Genomic DNA, 20,873 nt, shown 5'->3' with positions numbered 1-20,873 from the left:
AAGGTCCCCGCGTGCGTTCGCAGGCAGGGGGCGGGGTGCCGGTGTTGCGGAGGCCGGGCTTGCTGTCTTCCGCGCTGACGAGCTGACCCTCAGGCCGGCGCCAGGCGGTTCATCGAGTGCTGGATCAGGCCGACCAGCACCGCCTTCGACGACTCGCGGTCGCGGGCGTCGCACAGCAGCACCGGGATCGCGTCGTCGAGGTCGAGGGCGTGGCGCACCTCGTCCACGGTGTAGAGCTGCCCGCCGTCGAAGCAGTTGACCGCCACGATGAACGGGATGCCGCGGTGCTCGAAGAAGTCGATGGACGGGAACGACGAGTCGAGCCGGCGGGTGTCGACCAGCACGACGGCGCCGATCGCCCCGTGGGCCAGCTCGTCCCACATGAACCAGAACCTGTTCTGGCCGGGCGTCCCGAACAGGTAGAGCACCACGCTCGCGTTGATCGTGATGCGGCCGAAGTCGAGCGCCACCGTCGTGGTGTTCTTGCCCTCGATGCCGGCCAGGTCGTCGACGTGCACACCGGCCTCGGTGAGCAGCTCCTCGGTCTTCAGCGGCGGGATCTCGGAGACCGACGAGACCATGGTGGTCTTGCCGGTGCCGAAACCGCCCGCGATGACGATCTTGACCGAGGTCGGCACGGTCAGCTGGTCGTCAGATCCCACGAACACCATCCAGTACGGCCTGCAGGAGATCCCGGTCGGGAACTCGCGGTGCGGAGTTCTGCACGATCATGTCGCCGCGCTCGATGAGGTCCGAGAGCAGCACCTTGACCACGACGAGCGGGACGTCGAGGTAGGCGGCCACCTCGGCGACCGACAGCGGGCGCACGCACAACGACATGATCTCGCGATGCTCGACCGTCAGCGACGTCTGGTCGGACGCAAACGAGGACGTGCGGACCTGCGTCACGAGGTGCAGGTCCGGCGCGTTCGGCCGGGTGCGGCCGCGCACCATGGCGTAGGGCCGCACCAGCGGCCCCGCGGCCTCGTCGTACCACCAGTCCTCGCGGGAGGACATCAGCGGGACTCTCGTGCCGAGGGCACGGGCGCCGTTTCTGCGCGGGGGGCCGACGAGAGGTACGTGCCCACCCGTTTCACCAGCATGTTCATCTCGTAGGCGATCATGCCCATGTCCGCGTCCTCCTCGCCGAGCAGCGCGAGGCACGCACCGTGCCCCGCCGCCGTGACGAACAGGTAGGCGTGCTCCATCTCGACGATGGTCTGCCGCACCGCGCCACCGCCGAAGTGGCGCCCAGTGCCGCGGGCGAGCGACTGGAACGCCGACGCCATCGCCGACAGGTGCTCCGAGTCGTCGCGGGAGAGCCCGGCCGAACGGCCGAGCAGGAGTCCGTCGGCGGACAGCACCACCGCGTGCCGCGCGCCGACCACCCGCTGGATCAGGTCCTCCAGCAGCCAGTTGAGCTCACCGTGCTGGCTGGTCTTGTCCTTCATGACGAGGGGGCTCCTTCTGATCTCCAGTCGTCGGTCAGCCGGGCGTCACGGGTGCCGCGCTGGAACGCGGCGAGCCCGTCACGGGTCCGCTCGGCCGACCTTTCGCCGGTCACCGGCTCAGCATGCGGCACCTCGCCCGGTTGCACGAGCTGCGGCGCCAGGTTCTGCCGCTTCTTCCTGCGGGGAAGCGCAGGCTTCCCGTCCGGGGCCGGTTCCGGGGTACCCGGTTGCGGCGCCGTCTGTTCCGGCGCCACCGGACCACCCGCTTCGGGAACGGACGGGACGGGCCGCGGGTTCACGAGCGCCTCCGCCACCTCGTCCGGCGCCGCCGCGCTCACCGTCCTCTGCGGCAGCCTGACCGGGAAGCTCGGGTGTTCCTCGGCGTGGCCGTGGTGCTGGTCGTGGAACGACCGCACCGGCATCTGCGTGGTCTCGCTGATGTCGCCCGCGGTGTTGTGCGGCGCCACCAGCTGCGGCGGCAGCACGCACAGCGCGACCGTGCCGCCGTAGGGCGAGTCGCGCAGCTCCACCTTGATGCCGCGGCGGGCGGCGAGCCGGGCGACGACGAAGAGGCCCAGCCGCGACTCGCCGCGGAACGCCATGGTCTCGAAGTCCGGCGGGTTGGAGAGCTTCGCGTTGGCCTGCAGGCGTTCTTCCCGCGTCATGCCGAGCCCGTGGTCCTCGATCTCGATCACGATGCCGTGCGGCGCGGCGTTGGAGTGGACGACGACCTCGGAGCGCGGCGAGGAGAACGCCGTGGCGTTGTCGACGAGCTCGGCGAGCAGGTGGATGGTGTCGGCGACGGCCACGCCCACGAGCGCGCGGTCGGGCACCGGGTTGACCTTGACCCGGACGTACTGCTCGGTCTCGGCGACGGCGGCGCGCAGGACGTCGCTCAGCCGCACCGGCTTGCGCCACTGCCTGCCGGGCTGCTCACCGGCGAGGATGATCAGGTTCTCGGCGTTGCGGCGGGCGCGGGTGGCGAGGTGGTCGAGCTGGAACAGCGAGTCGAGCTGGTCCGGGTTCTCCTCCTCGCGCTCCAGCTTGTCGAGGATCTTGAGCTGGCGGTGCACGAGCCCCTGGTTGCGGTGCGCGATGTCGAGGAACACCCGGTTCACGCCCTCGCGGGCCTGCGTCTCCTTCACGGCGGCCGCGACCGCCGTGTACTGGGCGGTGTTGAACGCGTCGGCGACCTGGCCGATCTCGTCGTTGCCGTAGTCCAGCGGCGGCATGTCGCGGTGGACGTCGACCTGCTCGCCCCCGCGCAGGCGGGCCACGATGTGCGGCAGCCGTTCCTGCGCCAGTCGCAGCGTGTCCTCCCGCAGCGAGGCGAGCCGCGTGACCAGCGCCCGGCTCACCAGCCGGTGGGAGATGCGCAGCGCGAGCACGATGCCGACGACGACCGCGAGCAACGCGATCAGGCTGCCGACGAGCACGGCGGTCAACCGGTTGCCGGCCTTCTCCAGCCCCAGGTTCGTCGCGTCCTCCGCCTGCCGGACGGCGATGGCGACGAGCCGCTCGTGCACCGGACCGGCAGCGGCCCGCCACTGCTGGTCGCTGACGGCGGTGTCGCCGTTGATGATGCGGCCCTCGAGGTCGGTCAGCGCGCGGTACTCGGAGCTGGTGCGCAGCGCGTCGTACTGCAGGCGGGGCTGCTCCAGCGCGAGCGGGATCGTGGCGTCGACACCGGAGTGGTAGGCGCCGACCAGGCGGGCGAACTCCACGCGCTCCGCGGGCGTGAACGACCGGTTGAGCAGGCCGCGGGAGCCGACGGTGGCGGCGCGGGACATCCAGTCGGCGGACTGGAAGATCGTGACGGCCTGCACGGTGGACTGGCCGGCCTCGGCGTCGGGCACCTGCCGCGCCTGCCGGGAGAACAGCGCGATGCCCGCGTCGACGAGGCCGTTGTAGTAGTCGTAGACCTCCTGCGGGTTGCCGGTGCCCGACTCGACCCGCGAGCGGTGCTGCCCGAGCTCGTCCAGCGCGGTGGTGAGCGCGGTGACCCGGTCGATGACGTCCTGCGGCGCGCCGTCGGTCAGGTCCGCGAACGCCGCTTTCATCCTGGTGACGGACTCGTCGGTCTCGGCCTGCTGCTGCCGCAGCGCGCTCGCGTCGGTGCCGCCGGCCTTGCTGAGCAGCACGAGGCTCAGCCGGCGTTCCTGCTGGAGGCCGACGAACGCCTGCACGGACGGGATCGTCACGTCCTTCACCTCGGCCGCGGCGGAGCGCATGTGGAAACCGTCGAAAACGGTGTACGAGGAGAAGACCGCCCACATGACCAGCAGGACGACGCTGGGAACGACGACCACTCCGGCCAACCGCGACCTAATGGTCCGGTAGTCGGTCGGTGCGTAGCCGCTCTTCTCGTTCACAGCGCTCTTCGTCTCCATGTGTCCCACGGCTAGCGCTGCGGGTTATCCACGTCACTCCTTCGGCTGCAAAATGGTAACAAGAAAAGATCTTCGTCACCGAATGGCAGCGATCACCTGCTGTACGCGGTCAGCAGGCTACCCAGTCAGGTGACTGCCGCAACACCCAGTCCGGGGGTTCTTGCCCTGCGAGAACCCCCGGACGGCCTAGTTCTACGGACGGGTCACGGAGACCACGTCGTAGGTGGTCTCCGGCGTGGGCGGGGTCGTGAACCGGGCGTTCGGCAGGTACAGGCGCTTTCCGAACGCGGCCACCGTGGTCGGCACGTCGAACCGCGCGTCAGTTCGTTCCGCGGCCAGCGTCGCGCCATCACGGCTGAGCGTGTAGCGCGCGACTTTGTTCAAGCGGTTTTGCACCACGTACAACTGACGTCCCTCACGCAACAGACCGTCACCATTGGTGAGTGTTTGACCGTTCAAATCGATGCCGGTGGTCTTACCGGTGCGCGGGTCGACGCGGAACAGCATTCCGGTGTTGCTCTGGACGACGATCAGGCCGCCGTCGAGTCCGGTCACGATGCCGTTCAGGTTCGTCGCGCCGGGGGTGACGACGAGGTCACCGGTGAGGTCGAGCGTCGAGTGCGGCGTGAGGCTCAGCGGCACCTGGTACAGCACCGCCTTGCGCGAGTCGGTGAACCACGCCGACTTGTCCGTGAGTATGACGTCGTTGACGAACGTGTCCGCGGTGGCGAACTGGAACTTCGCCAGCAGCGCACCGGTGCGCGTGTCATAGACCCGTGCGTCGCCACCGGCACCGCCCGCGACCCACAGCCGTTTGTGCTCGTCGACCTTCATGCCGAGCGAGGGCGTACCGGGTCCCTTGGCCAGCACCGCGCCCTTGCCGGTCCGCAGGTCGGCCGCGTAGATGGAGCCGTCGGCCCGCGAACCGAAGTAGGCGGTGGTCCCGGCGATCGCGATGCCCTCGGGCTGCCACCCGGCGGGCAGGGAGAACTCCGCCGGGAACCGCCCGTGCTGCCCGGACGCGTCTGCGGTGGCCGGCGCGGCAGCGGTGAGCGTGACGCCCAGAACCGCCGCGAACAGGACACCGAATCTGCGGTACATGCCGCCTCCTGGAGTCGGGGTGGGGTGCGTCCCGATCCTGTCGCAGGTCAGCAGCTGATCCGGACTTTTCTCAGCAACCCGACATCACCGCTGGTGGGGCGTGCTTCACAGCTCCGCCGCCGCCTCCGCGATCAGCTCCAGCGACTCGCCCTCCCCCAGCGCGAGGTCGCTCACCGCCCCGAACCGCCGCGCACACCCCTCGGTCTGCACGGGGTCCTCGACGTACGTCCCCTGGACGAACGTCTCGAAGTACGCCACGTCGTTGTGCTGGCGGTGCGCGAAGCTGAGCAACGTGAACGGCGTGCCCATCGCCGGGTGTGCGCCCGCGCTGTGCGGCACGATCCGCAGCGACACCCCGTCCAGCTCGCTCAGCTCCATCAGGTGCAGCAGCTGTGCCTTCATCACCCGCGGGCCGCCGACCACGGGCCGCAGCACCGGTTCGGCGAGGACCGCCTGCACCCGCAACGGGTCGCGGCCACCGACGCGGCTCGTCCACGCCTCCCGCGCCGCCGCCTGGTGCTCGGCGCGCGGCGGGTCGTGGTGCAGCACGGCCCTCGCGTAGTCGGCGAGCTGGAACAGGGGCGGGACGAGGTCCGTCGTGAACGTCCGCAACACCGTTGCCTCGAACACAAGATTCGCGAAGTCGGCGGCCGGGTCGAACAACGGCGCATTGTCGAGCGCGCGCACCTGTTCCGCATACTGCGCCTGTCGCACCACGGCCTGCCATTCCTCGGACGGCAGTTGGTACACGTATCCGAGCGCCATGATGTCGAGCACCGCGGAGGGCTGCACGGCGTTCTCCATCATCGACAGCTTGGCGCTGCTGAAGCCCACCCGCTGCCCGGCCTCGGTCAGGCTGAGCTGCCGCTCGTCCCGCCACCCTGCCAGGCGCCGGCCGATGGCGCGTTCGAGGGTCGTGGCCCGGAAATCCTTCGGCATGCCGCGAAGGATAAGACCGAATCGGATTCCCGAATGGGCCACCCGCTGTGGACAACCGTTAAATGGCCGACCTGTTCCTTCACTGATGAGCAATGCCGTTAGATCGCGTCGAAAGACATTTAACTCGCATGGCGTTTTGCGCGCGCATGGGCACGCACGAGGTCATGGAAGCGGAACGCGTCGTCGCCCACTTCGGTCAGCAATGCCTTCTCGACGAGGTCGTCCAGCGCGTCCTCGACGTCGCACTCGGACTCGCCGGCGATCGCCGCCGCCTCGGGCACGTCGAAGTGGGCGCCGGGGTGCCACGCGCACAGCCGGTACAGGCGGGCCTGCCGTTCCGGGAGCTCCACGTAGGACAGGTCGAGCAGGGGCGGGAGGCTGCCGTCCTCGTCGGTCAGCGGGTCGAGCTCGACCACGGGCGCGTCGAGGTCCAGCGGTGCGCGGCTCGTCACGAGGACCGTGCCGCGGGCGGGCAGGAACGGCCGCACCTGCTCGGCGCTGCTCGCGTTGTCCAGCAGCAGGGTGATCCTCTGCCGCAGCACGATCGACCGGAACGCCGCCGCGCGGTCGGCGCGGTCGACGTGGGTGAGCCGCAGTGCGCGCAGCAGGCGGCCGAGCCGGACCTCGACCGGTTCGCGCACGGTCAGGTCGACGTGCAGCTGGTCGCCGCTGCCGCGGTCGCGCAGCCACTTCAGGGCCAGCGCGGTCTTGCCCACGCCGGCAGGGCCGCTGATGACCGTCACCCCGTTGGGCCGCAACTGTTCGAGTTCTCCCGCGCGCCCGACGAAGTGCTTCGGCGGCGCCGGTGGCCGCAACTGCGCCGGAATGCCGTGCGAACCGCGGGAACGAACCTCGCCGGCAGCGTTCCTACCAGCCACAACGTCACTCATCACCGGTAACCTCCCCGAGTAGGTGAAGCTACGGTCTTTCGCACCGCTTACATCAGACGGCCATCGAGTGATCGCACGCGAGCGCGGCGCCGGAGGCGGAGGTCGCGGTCTTGACCTGGCGGCCGTTGATGATGATCTTGCAGGTCAGCTCGCCCCGCACGCCCTCCAGCCGCACCACGAACCGGCCCTTGCGCGCTCCCCTGCGCTGCCACGGCACGTCCGGGTTCTTGAGGGTCCGCTCGTCCTCGCCGGGGAACATGTACGTGAGCTGGTCGGCGGTTCCCGTCCCCTCCACGACCAGCCGGGCGTCGGTGGCCGCCGAGCAGCCGCTCATCAGCACCAGCACGGCGACCACGACGATCCTCATGTCCGGGAACGGTAGGAAACGCGGGTGTCCGGCGGCATCAGCCTGAAGGCTCGACCGGGATCAGCCGTCAGACTGACAACGCCACACGGGTTCTAGTGCGTTTGCAGTGCCAGGAACAGGTCCACGCGGGACTCGAACTCGGTCAGGTCAACGCCGAGCAGCTCCTCCACCCGGCCCACCCGGTACCGCAGCGTGTTGACGTGCACGTGCAGCTTCTGCGCCGCCGTCGTCCACGAACCGCCGCAGCCGAGGAACACCCGCAGCGTCCCGGCCAGGTCGGACCCGTGCTCGGCGTCGTAGTCGAGCACCGGGCCGAGGAGCCTGCGCCGCAACGAGGACCGCAGCTCCTCGGGCACCCCGGCGAGCAGCAGCTGGTGCAGGGCGATCTCCTCGCCCGCCACCACGCACGTGCGGCCGCCGCGCCGTTCGCCGAGCCGACGGGCGTGGGTCGCCTCCTCGGCCGCGCCGCGCAGGCCTCGTGCGGTGACCGGGGAGCTGATGCCGACGAGCACGCGGGACGAGCCGAGGCCGGGTTCCACGACCCTCAGCGCCTCGCGCACCTCGGCGGGCACCGAGTCATCGGCTTTCGCGACGGCGTAGACGGTGTCGCCGACCGGGGTGACGAGCGCCTGCGGCAGCGCCTCCTCCAGCACGGCGGCGGCGAGGTCGGCGCGCTGGTCCCCGGTGACCGCGCACAGGACGCGCAGCGGGGTGTTCTCCAGACCGGCGGCGGCGAGGCGGGAGTCGAGGTCGGGTGCGCCGGTGAGCACGGCGGTCAGCAGCGGTGCCGCGGTGCGGTTCTCGATCCGGCGGCCCTGGGCCTGGCGCAGGCGTTCGAGTGCGACGAGCGAGGCGAGCTCGGCGGCGGCCTCCGGCTGCGGTTCGCCGGCGACGACGAGGATCCAGCTGGTGAGCCGGGTGCCGCCGCGTTCGGAGACGGGCACGAGCGTGGTGCCCCTGACCGCCTTCGGCAACCGGTCGGCCTGCAGGAACTCCTTCACCAGCGCCACCCGGGCCGGCAGCTCGCCGCCCGCGACGACCCGGCCGGTCGTGGACAGCACCCAGCAGCGGGCGCGGAGCTCTTGGCTGCCCGCGGTCAGCAGCGCGGGCAGCCCGGCGCCCTCCGCGACGACGTTCAGCAGGCGCCGGTGGCGGCTCAGGCCGACGAGCTCCGTCGACACGCGTTCGGTGATCGTCGCGAACGACAGGTCGACGGGGACCTCCAGCAACGGCACGCGGTGGCGTTCGCAGGCGGTCACGAGGTCGGCGGGCAGCTGCCTGTCCTCGGTCTCGCTGGCGGCGAGGCCGGCGACGTCCGCGGCGGCCAGTGAGCGGACGAACGTCTCGGAGTCGCGCGGGCCGTGGTGCCACAGCAGGCCGGACAGCACCAGCTCACCGCCGGAGAGGTACCGGCTGGGGTCGGGCAGCTCCGTTCCGTACACGCGGGTGACCGCGCGGTCGAGCTGGTCCGCACCGGTCCGCAGGCTCAGCCGCAGTTCCGTCATGCCGAGCAACGTCCGCAGCAGCAACATGGGGTGTCACTCTCGTCCATCCGGGTTTGTAGGAAAGCACAAATTCGTTACCTCCAGGAGTCCTCGGATTCATGTGCCACGCCGTAGCTGCCTGTACCACTGAGTCTGTGTACTGGCTCACAACCGGAGGGGAGGGCGAGTGACGATCTCCACGCACGTGCTGGACGCGGCCCGCGGAAGGCCGTTCGCCGGCATCGCCGTGTCGCTGCAGCGCCGAGACGGGACCGAGGTGGCCGCCGCCGAGACGAACGCGGACGGCCGGGTCACCGGGTGGGGTGACGGCCTGGAGGCCGGGGTGTACCGGCTGGTGTTCGACACGGCGCAGGCCGCGCCGTTCTTCCCCGAGGTCGTGCTCACGTTCGACTACTCCGACCCGGCGCAGCACTACCACGTACCGCTGCTCCTCTCGCCGTTCGCCTACTCCACCTACCGAGGTAGCTGACGATGGACTTCCTCCGACCGGCCACGCTCGCCGAAGCGCTGGAACTGAAGGCCGCGCGCCCCGACGCCGTGCCGATCGCCGGTGGCACGGACGTGATGGTGGAACTGAACTTCGACCACCGCAGACCGGCCGCGCTGCTCGACCTGACGCGCGTCGAGGAGCTGCGCACGGTCACCGAGGGGCGGATCGGCTCCGGGGTGCCGTACGCGCGGATCATCGACGAGCTCGGGACCACGCACCCCGGGCTCGCGATGGCGTCGCGGACCGTCGGTTCGCCGCAGATCCGCAACCGCGGCACGGTCGGCGGCAACCTGGGCGCCGCCTCGCCCGCCGGGGACACGCACCCGGTGCTGCTGGCGTCGGACGCGGTGGTCGAAGTGGCCTCCGCGCGCGGCACGCGGATGATCCCGGCCGCCGAGTTCTACCTGGGGGTCAAGCGGAACGCGCTGGAGCCGGACGAGCTGATCGTGGCCGTGCACCTGGCACCCGCGCAGGGGCCGCAGCAGTTCTCCAAGGTCGGCACGCGCAACGCCATGGTGATCGCGGTGTGCTCGTTCGCGATCTCGCTGTTCCCGGCGGAGAACCGGGCCGGCGCCGCGGTCGGGTCGGCGGCGCCGACACCGCGGCGGGCGCACGAGGCGGAGGAGTTCCTGGCCGCCGAGCTGGACTTCTCCTCTCCGGCGCCGCTCCTGGACTCGGTGAAGCGGCGGTTCGGGGAGCTGGTGGCGACGGCGGCCGCGCCGATCGACGACGTGCGCGGGTCGGCGGAGTACCGCAGGCACGCGCTGGCCGTGCTGGCACGCAGGACGCTGGGCTGGGTGTGGCAGGAACTCTTGGACGGGGAACAGGCATGCGCGTGAACCTGACGGTCAACGGCGAGCAGCGCCAGGCCGACGACGTGTGGGAGGGCGAGTCGCTGCTGTTCCTGCTGCGCGAGCGCCTCGGGCTGCCCGGCTCGAAGAACGCCTGCGAGCAGGGTGAGTGCGGTTCGTGCACGGTGTACCTGGACGGCGCGCCGGTGTGCGCGTGCCTGGTCGCGGCCGGACAGGCGCAGGACCGGGAGGTGCGCACGGTCGAGGGCCTCGCCGACGGTGACCGGCTCGACCCGGTGCAGGAGGCGTTCGTCGAGGCGGGCGCGGTGCAGTGCGGGTTCTGCACGCCCGGTCTCGTGGTCCAGGCGCACGACCTGCTCGACCGGGTGCCGAACCCGTCCGACCCGGAGATCCGGGAGGCGCTGGCCGGGAACCTGTGCCGCTGCACGGGGTACGAGAAGATCCTGGACGCCGTGCGGCTCGCGGCGGCCCGCCGATGATCGTCCTGGACCGCTGCGCGGTGTCCACTGTGGACGAGGCCGGGACCGAGCACGCGTCCGGGCACGTCGTCGTCGAGAACGGGCGGATCAAGGCCGTCGGCTCCGGTCCCGCACCGCGGCCGGCTGAGCCGCACACGTACGTGGACGCGTCGTCGTGCCTGGTCACACCGGGTCTGATCAACACCCACCACCACCTGTACCAGTGGGCGACGCGGGGCCTCGCGACCGACGCGACGCTGTTCGAGTGGCTGACCGCGCTCTACCCGGTGTGGCGCGGGCTGGACGACACCGTGACGCACGCGGCGGCGTCGGCCGGGCTCGCGAAGCTGGCGCTGACCGGCTGCACGCTCGCCGCCGACCACCACTACGTCTTCCCCTCCGGTGGCGGGGACGTGTTCGACGCGCTGGTGTCGGCGGGGCGGCGGATCGGCATCCGGCTGGAGGCGGTCCGCGGGTCGATGGACCGGGGCGAGTCCTCCGGTGGCCTGCCGCCGGACAACCTGGTCGAGGAGACCGAGGCCGCGTTGGCCGCCACGGAACGCGCGATCGGCGCCTACCACTCGACCGCGGACGACGCGCTGGTCCGCGTGGCCGTGGGGCCGTGCTCGCCGTTCTCGGTGTCGAAGGAGCTGATGACCGGGGCGGCCGAGCTGGCGCGACGGCACGGCGTCCGGCTGCACACGCACCTCGCCGAGACGCTGGACGAGGAAGAGCAGTGCCTGGCGGAGAACGGCTGCACGCCGACCGAGTACGCCGAGCAGCTCGGCTGGCTGGGACCGGACGTGTGGCTCGCGCACACCGTGCACCTCAACGCCGACGCGGTGAAGCGGCTGGGCGCGACCTCGACGGGGTCGGCGCACTGCCCGACGTCCAACGGCCGACTGGGCACCGGCATCGCGCCGGTGCGGGACCTGCTCGACGCGGGTGCGCCGGTCGGTCTCGGGGTCGACGGCGCGGCGTCCAACGAGGACGGTGGCCTGGTCGTCGAGCTGCGGTCGGCGCTCTACCAGGCACGGCAGCGCGGCGGGCCGGGTGCGCTCGACGCCCGCAAGGCGTTGTGGATGGGCACGATGGGCGGCGCGCAGGTGCTCGGCAGGGCCGGCGAGCTGGGTTCGATCGAACCGGGCAAGGTGGCGGACCTCGCGGTGTGGGACCTGTCCGGACTGGACCACGCGGGCATCGCGGACCCGGTGGCGGCACTGGTGCTGGGCCCGCCGCCGCCGGTGAAACTGCTGGTCGTGGGCGGAGAGGTCGTGGTGCGGGACGGGGTCCTGCTCACGGCGCCGACCGACGAGCTGGCGCGGGACCTCTCCGCGGCCGGCACCAAGCTCCAGGAGGCAGCGCGATGACCCTCACCCCCACCGAGCTCACCTCCGCGGTCTCGGGTGGCATCGGCACGTCACCGCAACGCCCGGACGGCAACCTCAAGGTGCGCGGCGAGTTCGCGTACGCGTCGGACCTGTGGCACGAGGACATGATCTGGGGCGCGACCCTGCGCTCACCGCACCCGTACGCCCGCATCACGTCGGTGGACCTCACCGAGGCCTTGAAGGTGCCGGGCGTGTACGCGGTGCTCACGCACTCGGACGTGCCGGGCCGCAACCTGTACGGGCTGGAGCACAAGGACCAGCCGGTGCTGGCCGTGGACGTCGTGCGCTACCAGGGTGAACCGGTCGCGCTGGTCGGCGCGGACCACCCGGAGACCGCGCTGCGGGCGATGAAGAAGATCGTCGTCACCTACGACGTGCTGGAACCCGTGGTGGACATGGAGACCGCGGTCGACGACACCCCGCTGCACCCCGGCGGGAACCTCGTGCGGCACGTGCCGATCCGGCGCGGCGCGCAGGACGTCACCGCGGACGTCGTGGTCACCGGCCGGTACGAGGTCGGCATGCAGGACCAGGCGTTCCTCGGGCCGGAGTCCGGGCTCGCGGTGCCGGCGGCCGACGGCTCGGTCGACCTGTACATCGCAACGCAGTGGCTGCACGTCGACCGCGCGCAGATCGCGTCCGCGCTGGGACTGCCCGAGGAACAGGTGCGGCTGACGCTGTCCGGCGTCGGTGGCGCGTTCGGTGGCCGCGAGGACCTGTCGATGCAGGTGCACGCGTGCCTGCTCGCGTTGCACACCGGCAAGCCGGTCAAGATGGTCTACAACCGCGAGGAGTCGTTCTACGGGCACGTGCACCGGCACCCGGCCGTGCTGTACTACGAGCACGGCGCCGACCGCACCGGCAAGCTGGTCTACGTCCGCACGAAGATGTACCTCGACGGCGGCGCGTACGCCTCCTCGACCCCCGCTGTCGTGGCCAACGCGGCGACGCTGGGCGTCGGGCCGTACGAGGTCGACAACGTGACGATCGACGCGTACGGCGTCTACACGAACAACCCGCCCTGCGGTGCGATGCGCGGGTTCGGTGCCGTGCAGGCGGGTTTCGCCTACGAGTCCCAGATGGACAAGCTGGCAGAGGCGCTGGGGATGTCGCCGGTCGACATCCGCGTGCGCAACGCGATGACCGAGGGTTCGGTGATGCCGACCGGGCAGGTCGTCGACTCGGCGGCACCGGTCGCGCAGCTGCTGAAGCTGGTGCAGGACAAGCCGTTGCCGGCCGGGAGGTCGGCCGACATCCGCGAGCTGCCCGGCGGTGTCTCGAACACCACGCACGGCGAGGGCGTCGTGCGCGGCGTCGGTTACGCCGTCGGCATCAAGAACATCTGCTTCTCCGAGGGCTACGACGACTACTCGACCGCGCGGGTGCGCGTCTCGATGGTGAACGGTTCGCTGGTCGCCGCCGTGCACACCGCGGCGTGCGAGGTCGGCCAGGGCCTGGTGACGATCATGCAGCAGATCGTGCGGACCGAGCTCGGCATCGAGACCGTGACCGTGCTGCCGATGGACACCACGATCGGCAACGGCGGTTCCACGTCCGCGTCCCGCCAGACGTACGTGACCGGGGGCGCGGTCCGTGCCGCGTGCCTGGCCGTGCGCGACAGGCTCGGCGACCGCGCGGACATCGGCGACGAGGTCATCGACGAGACGGTCGAGTGGCGGCACCGCGCCACCGAACCGCTCGACCCCGAGACCGGCCAGGGCAACGCGCACGTGCAGTACGGGTTCGCCGCCCACCGCGCCGTCGTGGACGTGGACGTCGAGCTCGGACTCGTGCGCGTGGTGGCACTGGACTGCGCCCAGGACGTCGGCAAGGCGCTCAACCCGCAGGCCGTCGTCGGGCAGATCCAGGGCGGGTCCGCGCAGGGCCTCGGCCTCGCCGTGATGGAGGAGATCCAGACCTCCGGCGGCAAGGTGCGCAACCCGTCGTTCACCGACTACCTCATCCCGACCGTGCTCGACATGCCCCCGATGAGCATCGACGTGCTCGAACTGGCCGACCCCCACGCCCCGTACGGCATCCGGGGAGTCGGCGAACCGCCCACCATCTCGTCGACCCCGGCGATCGTGGCGGCGATCCGCGCGGCGACCGGCCTGGCGCTCACCCGCGTCCCGGTCCGCCCGGAACACCTCACCGGTACCTGAGTTCCTGGAGTTCGTTGCTGTGAACGCACATCTGCTCGCCACCATCGACCTGGCCACCCGCAACGTGGCCGCCGGCGGTGGCCCGTTCGGCGCGATGATCGTCCGCGCCGGCCAGGTCGTCGCCACCGGCGTCAACCAGGTCACGCCCACGCTCGACCCCACCGCCCACGCCGAGGTCGTCGCGATCCGCGCGGCCTGCCGGGTGCTCGGCGACTTCAAGCTCACCGGCTGCACGCTGATCTCGTCGTGCGAACCGTGCCCGCTGTGCCTGTCCGCTGCTCTGTGGGCCCGCGTGGACCGCGTCGTGTACGCCGCAGACCGGGACGACGCCGCCGCGGCCGGGTTCGACGACCGCGAGTTCTACGAGCTGTTCAGCAGGTCCCGCGACGAGTGGGACCTGCCGGTGCACCAGATCTCCACGGGCGAGGACACCGCCCCGTTCACCGCCTGGACGTCACTCGCGACCCGAATCGACTACTGAGCTCGACCACCAGGGCCACAAGCCTGCTATTCGCTGACCGGAGCTTGCATCGCTCAATTGCGTTCCGGCGCTGGAACGCGCCCACCGGCATGGGAAAGGCCGTCATGACCCAGTTACGGACGCGGCAGTCGTCCGCCTTCGACCAGTTCTTCCGCATCACCGAACGCGGCAGCACGGTCAGTCGCGAGGTCCGCGGTGGCATCACGACGTTCGTCGCGATGTCGTACATCGTCCTGCTCAACCCGCTGATCCTCGGTGCCTCCGCCGACATCACCGGCGCCAAGCTCACCACCGCCGAGATCACCACGGCCACCGCGCTCGCCGCCGGTGTGATGACCGTCCTCATGGGACTGGTCGGCAACGCACCGCTGGCGATCGCGGCCGGCCTCGGCGTGAACGGCGTGGTGGCGTTCCAGATGGCACCGGCCATGACGTGGGCGCAGGCCTTCGGGCTGGTGGTGCTGGAGGGCGTGTGCATCGTGGTCATGGCGGCCTCCGGTGTCCGCGAGCGGATCATCAACGCGATCCCGGAACCGTTGAAGATCGCGATCACCGTGGGCATCGGGCTCTACATCGCGCTGGTGGGACTGGTGTCCGCGGGGTTCGTGACCCGCACGCCGGACGCCGCCGGCTCGACCGTGCCCGTGCGGATGGGCGTCGACGGCCACCTCAGCGGCTGGCCGATCGCGATCTTCTGCCTCGGGCTGCTGCTGATGATCGTGCTGATGGCCCGCGGGGTGCCCGGCGCGGTGCTGATCAGCATCGTGGTGGCGACGGTCGTGGCGGTCGTCGTGAACTCCGCGTTCACCGTGCCGAACTGGGGACTCGTGACACCGAGGCTGCCCTCGTCGGTCGTCGGGCACCCGGACTTCGGGCTGTTCGGCCGGATCGACCTGTTCGGCGGGTTCGTGTCGGCGGGCGTGATCGCGGCGACGATCTTCCTGTTCACGCTGGTGCTGTCCGGTTTCTTCGACGCCATGGGCACCATCACGTCGGTGGCGGACGAGGCGGGCCTCACCCGTGACGGCCGCGTGGAGGGGATGGGCAGGATCCTCGTGGTCGACGGCGCCGGCGCGATCGCCGGTGGTGTCACGGGATCGGCACCGAACACGGTGTTCCTGGAGTCGGCGGCGGGCGTCGGCGAAGGCGCCCGGACCGGCCTGGCCTCGGTGGTCACCGGCGGGCTGTTCCTGGTGGCACTGCTGTTCACGCCGCTGGCGACCGTGGTGCCCGCCCAGGCCGCGGCACCGGCGCTGGTGGTGATCGGCGGGCTGATGATGACCCAGATCCGCCGCATCCCCTGGCAGGAGGCGGACTTCACCATCCCGGTGTTCCTGACCGTCGCGGTCATCCCGTTCACCTACTCGATCACCAACGGCATCGGCGCCGGCCTCGTGTCCTACGTGGTGCTGCGCATCTGCAAGGGCCGCTGGCCGGGCTGGCTGATGACCGGTCTCGCGCTGATGTTCGCCGTGTACTTCGGCGTGGACGTGATCACCGGCAAGTGACGCTCGGGCGGCCGGGCGACCGTGTGGGGAGGTTCGATGCGTGAGCTCGCTTCGACTTTGCTGTCGTGGGACCGGTTCGCGGTCGCCTCGGTGGTGGCCGTGCGGGGCAGCGCGCCCCGTCCGGTCGGCGCCGCGCTGGCCGTCGGCCCGTCCGGCGAGGTCGCCGGCAGCGTGTCCGGCGGCTGCGTGGAGGCCGAGGTCTACGAGCTGGCGTGCGAGGTGCTGAGGACGTCCGTTCCCGCGTTCGCCACGTTCGGGTACTCCGACGACACGGCGTTCGCGGCCGGTCTGACGTGCGGCGGCTCGCTGGACGTCCTGGTGCAGCGCGACAACCCGTCGTTGCGGGCAGCGCTCCAGGCCTCGGTGGACGCCCTGCCGGTGTCGGTGCGGTTCTCGTTCGAGGACCGCGTGTTCACCGAGACCTGGCTGCCGCCGCCCCGGCTGCTGGTGTTCGGCGCCATCGACCACGCCGCCGCCGTGGCCGAGATCGGCCGGTTCCTCGGCTTCCACGTCACCGTGTGCGACGCCCGCCCCGTCTTCGCGACCCCCGAGCGCTTCCCCGCGGCGCACGAGGTCGTCGTCGACTGGCCGCACCGCTACCTCGCCTCGACCCGCACCGACGCGACCACCGCCGTGGTCGTGCTGACCCACGACCCGAAGTTCGACGTCCCGGTGCTGACCGAGGCCCTGTCCCGCCCGCTCGCGTTCGTCGGCGCGCTGGGTTCCCGTCGCACGCACCTGGAACGCCTCGACCGCCTGCGCGAGGCCGGTGTCCCCGCCGCGGCGCTGGCCCGCCTGCGGTCCCCGGTCGGTCTCGACCTGGGCGGCCGCACCCCGGCCGAGACCGCGGTGTCCATCGCGGCCGAGCTGGTGGCCCTGCGCCACGGCGGCACCGGCGCGCCCCTGTCCGACCTGACCACCCCGATCCACGAGGAGCGAGATGGCACTGATCTTCCTCAACGGCGGCGGCATGCGGGGCGGCCCGCTGCACTCCCAGCTGCAGGGCACGCCGATGGTGTGCCGAGCCCGCAGTGCCCCGAGGTACCGGTACTTCTCGGTGCGGGGGACGTTCCCCGCCATGCACGAGTCGGGCACGGCGGCGGTGGTCGGTGAGCTCTACGACCTGCCGCTGAAGGTCCTGCGCGACCACCTCGTCCCCGCGGAACCGCCGGAGCTGGAGATCGGCGTCATCGAGCTGGAGGACGGCAGCGCCGCCCTGGCCACCGTGCTGCGCGACGCGGTCGTCGACCCGTTGCTCCGATCGGGTGACATCGAGGACATCTCGTATCTCGGCGACTGGCGGGCCTTCTTACACGTCGAGGGGTGAGGGAGTGGCAAGGGGGAGTTGCCGCAGGCGGCGGGACCACCGACGGTGGTCCCGCCGCGGGGGACGGCGACGCCGCTGCTCGACCGGGTCTGACCACCACCCAGACCCGGCACCACCGCTCGACCTCCTTCCGGCCGCACCCGCGACGGCTCGCCGCCGCGTCAGCGCCCGCGGCTGCTCAGCAGCCCTCGTTCGTACGCCACGGCGACAGCGGCCGCGCGGTCCGACACCCCCAGCTTCGCGTAGACGTGCAGCAGGTGCGTCTTCACCGTCGCCTCGGAGATGAACAGCGCCGCCGCCACCGCCCGGTTCGTCGACCCGCGCGCGACCAGGCCCAGCACGTCGAGCTCCCGCGCCGACAACGCCTCCGACGCCGGCTCCCGCACCTGCCCCAGCAACCGCGTCGCCACCGCCGGCGACAGCACCGCCTCCCCCGCCGACGCCGCCACGACCGCCCGGTGCAGCTCGTCGCGCGGGGTGTCCTTGAGCAGGTAGCCGGTGGCGCCCGCCTTGATGGCGGGCAGCACGTCGCGGTCGGTGTCGTAGGTGGTGAGCACCAGGATGCGGCAGGGGTGGCCGCGGAGGCGTTCGATGGCGGACAGCCCGTCGGAACCGGGCATCCGCAGGTCCATCAGCACCACGTCGGGCGAGAGCGCGCGCACCACGGCGACGGCCTCGTCCCCCGACGCGGCCTCGCCGACCACCTCGAACGACGGCGAGGCCAGCATGCCGCGCAACCCGTCGCGGACGACGGGGTGGTCGTCGACGATGACGAGGCGGATCACGCGGGCACCCGCGCCGAGATCGCGGTACCGGCACCCGGTTCCGACTCCACGTCGAGGTCGCCCGACAGCCGCGACACCCGGTGCCGCATCGCCGTCAGGCCGAACCCCGCGGAGGGCTCCGCGAGGTCGAAGCCGATGCCGTCGTCGCGCACGTCCAGGGTCACCACGTCCTCCATGTACGACAGGGTCAGGCCGACGCGCGAGGCCGAGGCGTGCTTCGCGACGTTGGCGAGGGCTTCCTGGGCGGTGCGCAGCAGGGCGACCTCCACCTCGGGGTGCATGGCGCGGGCGGAACCGGTGCAGGTCACCGCCACCGGGACGCCGTGCAGGACCGACCAGCCGGACGCGACCTCGCCCAGCGCCTCCGGCAGGGCGGCCTCCTCCAGCGCGGGCGGGCGCAGGGCGTGGACGGAGCGGCGGGCCTCGTCGAGGCCGGAGCGCGCCAGCGACACCGCCGTCGTGACGCGGTGTTCCCAGTCCGCGGGGGTGGCCGCGGACAGCTGCGTGACGATCCCGGCCAGGTCCTGGGCCAGGGTGTCGTGGATCTCGCCGGCCATGCGCTGGCGTTCGTCCTGCACGCCGGCCTCGTGCGCCTGCACCAGCAGCTGCGCCTGCAGCCCGGAGTTCTCGTCGAGGAGCACCTTGCGCAGCCGGGCCTGCTCGGTCGTCACGTGGCCGACGAACGTGAACACGGACGCCACCACCACGAACACGAGCAGCAGCAACCAGAACGCCGGTCGCGCCTCCGGTGGCGGGTAGCCGCCGAACAACGACAGGGTCGCCAGCACGGCCGTGCCCGCCGTCGCGAGGAACATCCAGCGCGGGCGCAGCAGCTCGCTCGCGAAGACGTACACCGCGTACGACACGGCGCCGAACCAGTGCTCGCGCATGCCGAGGACCGCGTAGAAGACGACCATGCCCGCCACGAACACGGCCATCAGCTCGGTCCGGCCGCGCCACTGCGGGTGCAGCGTGAACCACCACAGCATCCACGCGTACCCGAACGCCACGACGCCGTACGTGAACCAGCGCTCCGCCACCGGCTGCTCGGTGAAGATCGCGTACAGCGCGGTCGTCACGGTCAGCACGAAGTACGGGATCACGTGTGCGACGGAAGCGAGCCTGTGCTCCCACCTGTCCAGCGCGGCCTGGTCCACGAGCTACTCCCAGCGGAACGTCGTGGCCGCGACGCTACCCGCCACGAGGCCCACGAGCCCCATGATCGCCAAATGCCCCCACCCCGGCGCGGTGCCGAGCCACGCCTGGTGCAACGCCTCCACACCGGGCGGTGTGAAGGAACCGATCGCCTGCACGACCGGGGGCAGCATGAACCGCGGCAGGTACACGCCGCCGAAGAACATCAGCAGCATGAACACCGCCGTCGCCCAGCCACCGGCCGCACGCGCGTTCGGGGCCAGTGCGGCGATCACCAGTCCCAGCGCGAACGTGCCCGCGCCACCCAGCACCACCGCCGCCGCCAGGCCCACCGGGTGGTGCGGCAGGTCCACGCCGAACACCAGGTACCCCACCACGATGGTGAGCAGCACCGACAGGATCGCGGCGCAGGAGTTCACGACCAGCTGCCCCACCAGCAACCGCGCCGGGTGCATCGGCGTCGTGGACAGCCGCCGCAGCACGCCTTTCTCCCGATAGGTCGCCACGACCGTGGGCACGCGCTGCAACCCGATGAACGCCAAGGTGAACACGACCAACGACGACATGTACGCGTCGATGAACCGCATCCCGTCGAACTCGGGCGCGGGCGTCCGCAACGCCGGAACCGCCCCCAGCACGAGCAGCAGCAGCGACGGGAACACCACCGCGAACAACGAGTTCAGCCGGTCCCGCAGGAACAACCGCGCCTCGACCTCAACGATCCGCATCATCACGACCCCCGGTCAGCTCCACGTACGCGTCGTCCAGCGACACCTGGTCCACCCGCAGCCGCCGCGCCACGAGCTGGTTGCGCGCCAGCCACGACGTCACGACCGCCAGCACGTTCTCGCCGCCGGTGACCACCACCTGCTCCCCCGCCAGGTCCACCCCGGCCACGTCCGGCAACGCCAGCAGCGCCGGCACGTCCACCGGCGCCGAGGGCACGAACCGCACCCGCGTCGAACCGTCCACGCGCGACACGAGACCGGCCGGGGTGTCCAGTGCGGCAACGCGTCCGTCGCGGATCACGGCCACGCGGTCGCACAACCGCTCGGCTTCCTCCATGAAGTGCGTGACGAGCAGGACCGTCACGCCGGCGGCGCGCACGTCCTCGATCACCGACCACGTGTCCCGCCGCGCCTGCGGGTCGAGCCCGGTGGTCAGCTCGTCGAGGATCGCCACCCGCGGCCCGCCGACGAGCGCCAGCGCGATCGACAGCCGCTGCTTCAGCCCGCCGGAGAGCCGCCCGTACTCCGCGGTCAGGTGCTCGGTCAGCCCCAGCCGCTCCGACCAGTCGACCGGCTTCGGGTAGAACGACGAGAACAGCCGCAGCGCCTCCCCGACCCTGATCCGCTCGGGCAGCTCGGAGGCCTGCAGCTGCACCCCGATCGCCGCACGCGAGTGCGCCGGTGGCCGCCCCAGCACGGTCACGCTCCCCCGGTCCGGTGTCCGCAGCCCGGCCACGCACTCGACCGTCGTCGTCTTGCCCGCGCCGTTCGGCCCGAGCACGCCGAAGATCTCCCCCTCGGCCACCGAGAACGACACCGAGTCCACCGCGACCTTCGGCCCGTACCTCTTCCCGATGTCGCGCACTTCGATGATCGCCATGCCACCACGATGGGGCAGCGCGCGCCGGGGATCATCGAACGACGGGCGGCACC

The 20,873-nt window shown here is 71.4% G+C and carries 22 protein-coding genes; 9 read left to right on the top strand and 13 right to left on the bottom strand.

What is annotated here, in order from left to right:
* Positions 1-89: 89 nt before the first annotated feature.
* The 9 genes from ACZ7CF_RS28620 to ACZ7CF_RS28580 all read right to left on the bottom strand — a co-directional run bounded on the left by ACZ7CF_RS28620 (position 90) and on the right by ACZ7CF_RS28580 (position 8,670).
* The gene (locus tag ACZ7CF_RS28620) at positions 90-671 is read right to left on the bottom strand and encodes a GTP-binding protein (RefSeq protein WP_458431151.1); all 582 of its coding nucleotides are present in this window, start codon (positions 669-671) and stop codon (positions 90-92) included.
* The gene (locus ACZ7CF_RS28615) at positions 652-1,017 is read right to left on the bottom strand and encodes a DUF742 domain-containing protein (protein ID WP_470371011.1); all 366 of its coding nucleotides are present in this window, start codon (positions 1,015-1,017) and stop codon (positions 652-654) included. Before ACZ7CF_RS28615 ends, ACZ7CF_RS28620 begins: the two co-directional genes overlap by 20 nt.
* On the bottom strand, positions 1,017-1,451 hold the full coding sequence (locus tag ACZ7CF_RS28610) for a roadblock/LC7 domain-containing protein (RefSeq protein WP_360391668.1): 435 nt from the start codon (positions 1,449-1,451) through the stop codon (positions 1,017-1,019). The genes ACZ7CF_RS28615 and ACZ7CF_RS28610 overlap by 1 nt, the downstream gene beginning before the upstream one ends.
* Positions 1,448-3,823: a sensor histidine kinase gene (locus tag ACZ7CF_RS28605; RefSeq protein WP_470371010.1), complete on the bottom strand. Its 2,376-nt coding sequence runs from the start codon at positions 3,821-3,823 to the stop codon at positions 1,448-1,450. Before ACZ7CF_RS28605 ends, ACZ7CF_RS28610 begins: the two co-directional genes overlap by 4 nt.
* A 210-nt stretch (positions 3,824-4,033) precedes the next feature.
* Positions 4,034-4,942 (bottom strand): superoxide dismutase, encoded by a 909-nt coding sequence (locus tag ACZ7CF_RS28600; RefSeq protein ID WP_360391673.1) that lies wholly within the window; start codon positions 4,940-4,942, stop codon positions 4,034-4,036.
* Between the two features lie 105 nt (positions 4,943-5,047).
* On the bottom strand, positions 5,048-5,881 hold the full coding sequence (locus tag ACZ7CF_RS28595; protein WP_360391676.1) for a helix-turn-helix transcriptional regulator: 834 nt from the start codon (positions 5,879-5,881) through the stop codon (positions 5,048-5,050).
* Between the two features lie 119 nt (positions 5,882-6,000).
* On the bottom strand, positions 6,001-6,771 hold the full coding sequence (locus tag ACZ7CF_RS28590; protein WP_360391679.1) for a hypothetical protein: 771 nt from the start codon (positions 6,769-6,771) through the stop codon (positions 6,001-6,003).
* Positions 6,772-6,823: 52 nt separating this feature from the next.
* The gene (locus ACZ7CF_RS28585; protein WP_458431148.1) at positions 6,824-7,138 is read right to left on the bottom strand and encodes a hypothetical protein; all 315 of its coding nucleotides are present in this window, start codon (positions 7,136-7,138) and stop codon (positions 6,824-6,826) included.
* Between the two features lie 92 nt (positions 7,139-7,230).
* The gene (locus ACZ7CF_RS28580) at positions 7,231-8,670 is read right to left on the bottom strand and encodes a PucR family transcriptional regulator (protein ID WP_470371009.1); all 1,440 of its coding nucleotides are present in this window, start codon (positions 8,668-8,670) and stop codon (positions 7,231-7,233) included.
* A gap of 139 nt (positions 8,671-8,809) precedes the next feature.
* On the opposite strand from ACZ7CF_RS28580, the gene uraH reads away from it, so the two are divergent.
* From uraH to ACZ7CF_RS28535, 9 genes are all read left to right on the top strand, one after another.
* A complete protein-coding gene (gene uraH, locus ACZ7CF_RS28575; RefSeq protein ID WP_360391687.1) occupies positions 8,810-9,112 on the top strand; it encodes a hydroxyisourate hydrolase in 303 nt (100 codons plus the stop codon).
* Between the two features lie 2 nt (positions 9,113-9,114).
* A complete protein-coding gene (locus tag ACZ7CF_RS28570; RefSeq protein WP_470371008.1) occupies positions 9,115-9,972 on the top strand; it encodes an FAD binding domain-containing protein in 858 nt (285 codons plus the stop codon).
* On the top strand, positions 9,963-10,424 hold the full coding sequence (locus ACZ7CF_RS28565; RefSeq protein WP_360391693.1) for a (2Fe-2S)-binding protein: 462 nt from the start codon (positions 9,963-9,965) through the stop codon (positions 10,422-10,424). The genes ACZ7CF_RS28570 and ACZ7CF_RS28565 overlap by 10 nt, the downstream gene beginning before the upstream one ends.
* A complete protein-coding gene (locus tag ACZ7CF_RS28560; RefSeq protein WP_470371007.1) occupies positions 10,421-11,773 on the top strand; it encodes an 8-oxoguanine deaminase in 1,353 nt (450 codons plus the stop codon). The genes ACZ7CF_RS28565 and ACZ7CF_RS28560 overlap by 4 nt, the downstream gene beginning before the upstream one ends.
* Complete coding sequence (locus ACZ7CF_RS28555) at positions 11,770-13,956, top strand: xanthine dehydrogenase family protein molybdopterin-binding subunit (RefSeq protein ID WP_470371006.1); 2,187 nt, start codon at positions 11,770-11,772, stop codon at positions 13,954-13,956. Before ACZ7CF_RS28560 ends, ACZ7CF_RS28555 begins: the two co-directional genes overlap by 4 nt.
* A gap of 19 nt (positions 13,957-13,975) precedes the next feature.
* On the top strand, positions 13,976-14,437 hold the full coding sequence (locus ACZ7CF_RS28550; protein ID WP_360391703.1) for a nucleoside deaminase: 462 nt from the start codon (positions 13,976-13,978) through the stop codon (positions 14,435-14,437).
* A gap of 104 nt (positions 14,438-14,541) precedes the next feature.
* On the top strand, positions 14,542-15,945 hold the full coding sequence (locus tag ACZ7CF_RS28545; protein ID WP_360391706.1) for an NCS2 family permease: 1,404 nt from the start codon (positions 14,542-14,544) through the stop codon (positions 15,943-15,945).
* A gap of 36 nt (positions 15,946-15,981) precedes the next feature.
* Entirely contained in the window at positions 15,982-17,058 is a 1,077-nt protein-coding gene (locus ACZ7CF_RS28540; RefSeq protein WP_360391709.1) for an XdhC family protein, read from the top strand.
* Positions 16,943-17,272, top strand: a complete 330-nt coding sequence (locus ACZ7CF_RS28535; RefSeq protein ID WP_458434353.1) for an allophanate hydrolase-related protein — start codon at positions 16,943-16,945, stop codon at positions 17,270-17,272. The genes ACZ7CF_RS28540 and ACZ7CF_RS28535 overlap by 116 nt, the downstream gene beginning before the upstream one ends.
* A gap of 161 nt (positions 17,273-17,433) precedes the next feature.
* Here the strand turns inward: ACZ7CF_RS28535 and ACZ7CF_RS28530 are convergent, their stop codons facing one another.
* The 4 genes from ACZ7CF_RS28530 to ACZ7CF_RS28515 are packed head-to-tail and all read right to left on the bottom strand — an operon-like array spanning position 17,434 to position 20,820.
* On the bottom strand, positions 17,434-18,057 hold the full coding sequence (locus tag ACZ7CF_RS28530) for a response regulator transcription factor (protein WP_360391714.1): 624 nt from the start codon (positions 18,055-18,057) through the stop codon (positions 17,434-17,436).
* Complete coding sequence (locus ACZ7CF_RS28525; RefSeq protein WP_360391717.1) at positions 18,054-19,214, bottom strand: sensor histidine kinase; 1,161 nt, start codon at positions 19,212-19,214, stop codon at positions 18,054-18,056. The genes ACZ7CF_RS28530 and ACZ7CF_RS28525 overlap by 4 nt, the downstream gene beginning before the upstream one ends.
* Before the next feature lie 3 nt (positions 19,215-19,217).
* Positions 19,218-19,940: an ABC transporter permease gene (locus ACZ7CF_RS28520; protein ID WP_458431143.1), complete on the bottom strand. Its 723-nt coding sequence runs from the start codon at positions 19,938-19,940 to the stop codon at positions 19,218-19,220.
* The gene (locus ACZ7CF_RS28515) at positions 19,927-20,820 is read right to left on the bottom strand and encodes an ABC transporter ATP-binding protein (protein ID WP_470371005.1); all 894 of its coding nucleotides are present in this window, start codon (positions 20,818-20,820) and stop codon (positions 19,927-19,929) included. Before ACZ7CF_RS28515 ends, ACZ7CF_RS28520 begins: the two co-directional genes overlap by 14 nt.
* Positions 20,821-20,873 lie beyond the last annotated feature (53 nt).

This window comes from Lentzea sp. NPDC036955 (assembly GCF_055608005.1).
The sequence above is the reverse complement of the archived record's forward strand: the minus strand, read 5'-3'. Positions and strand labels throughout refer to the sequence as shown.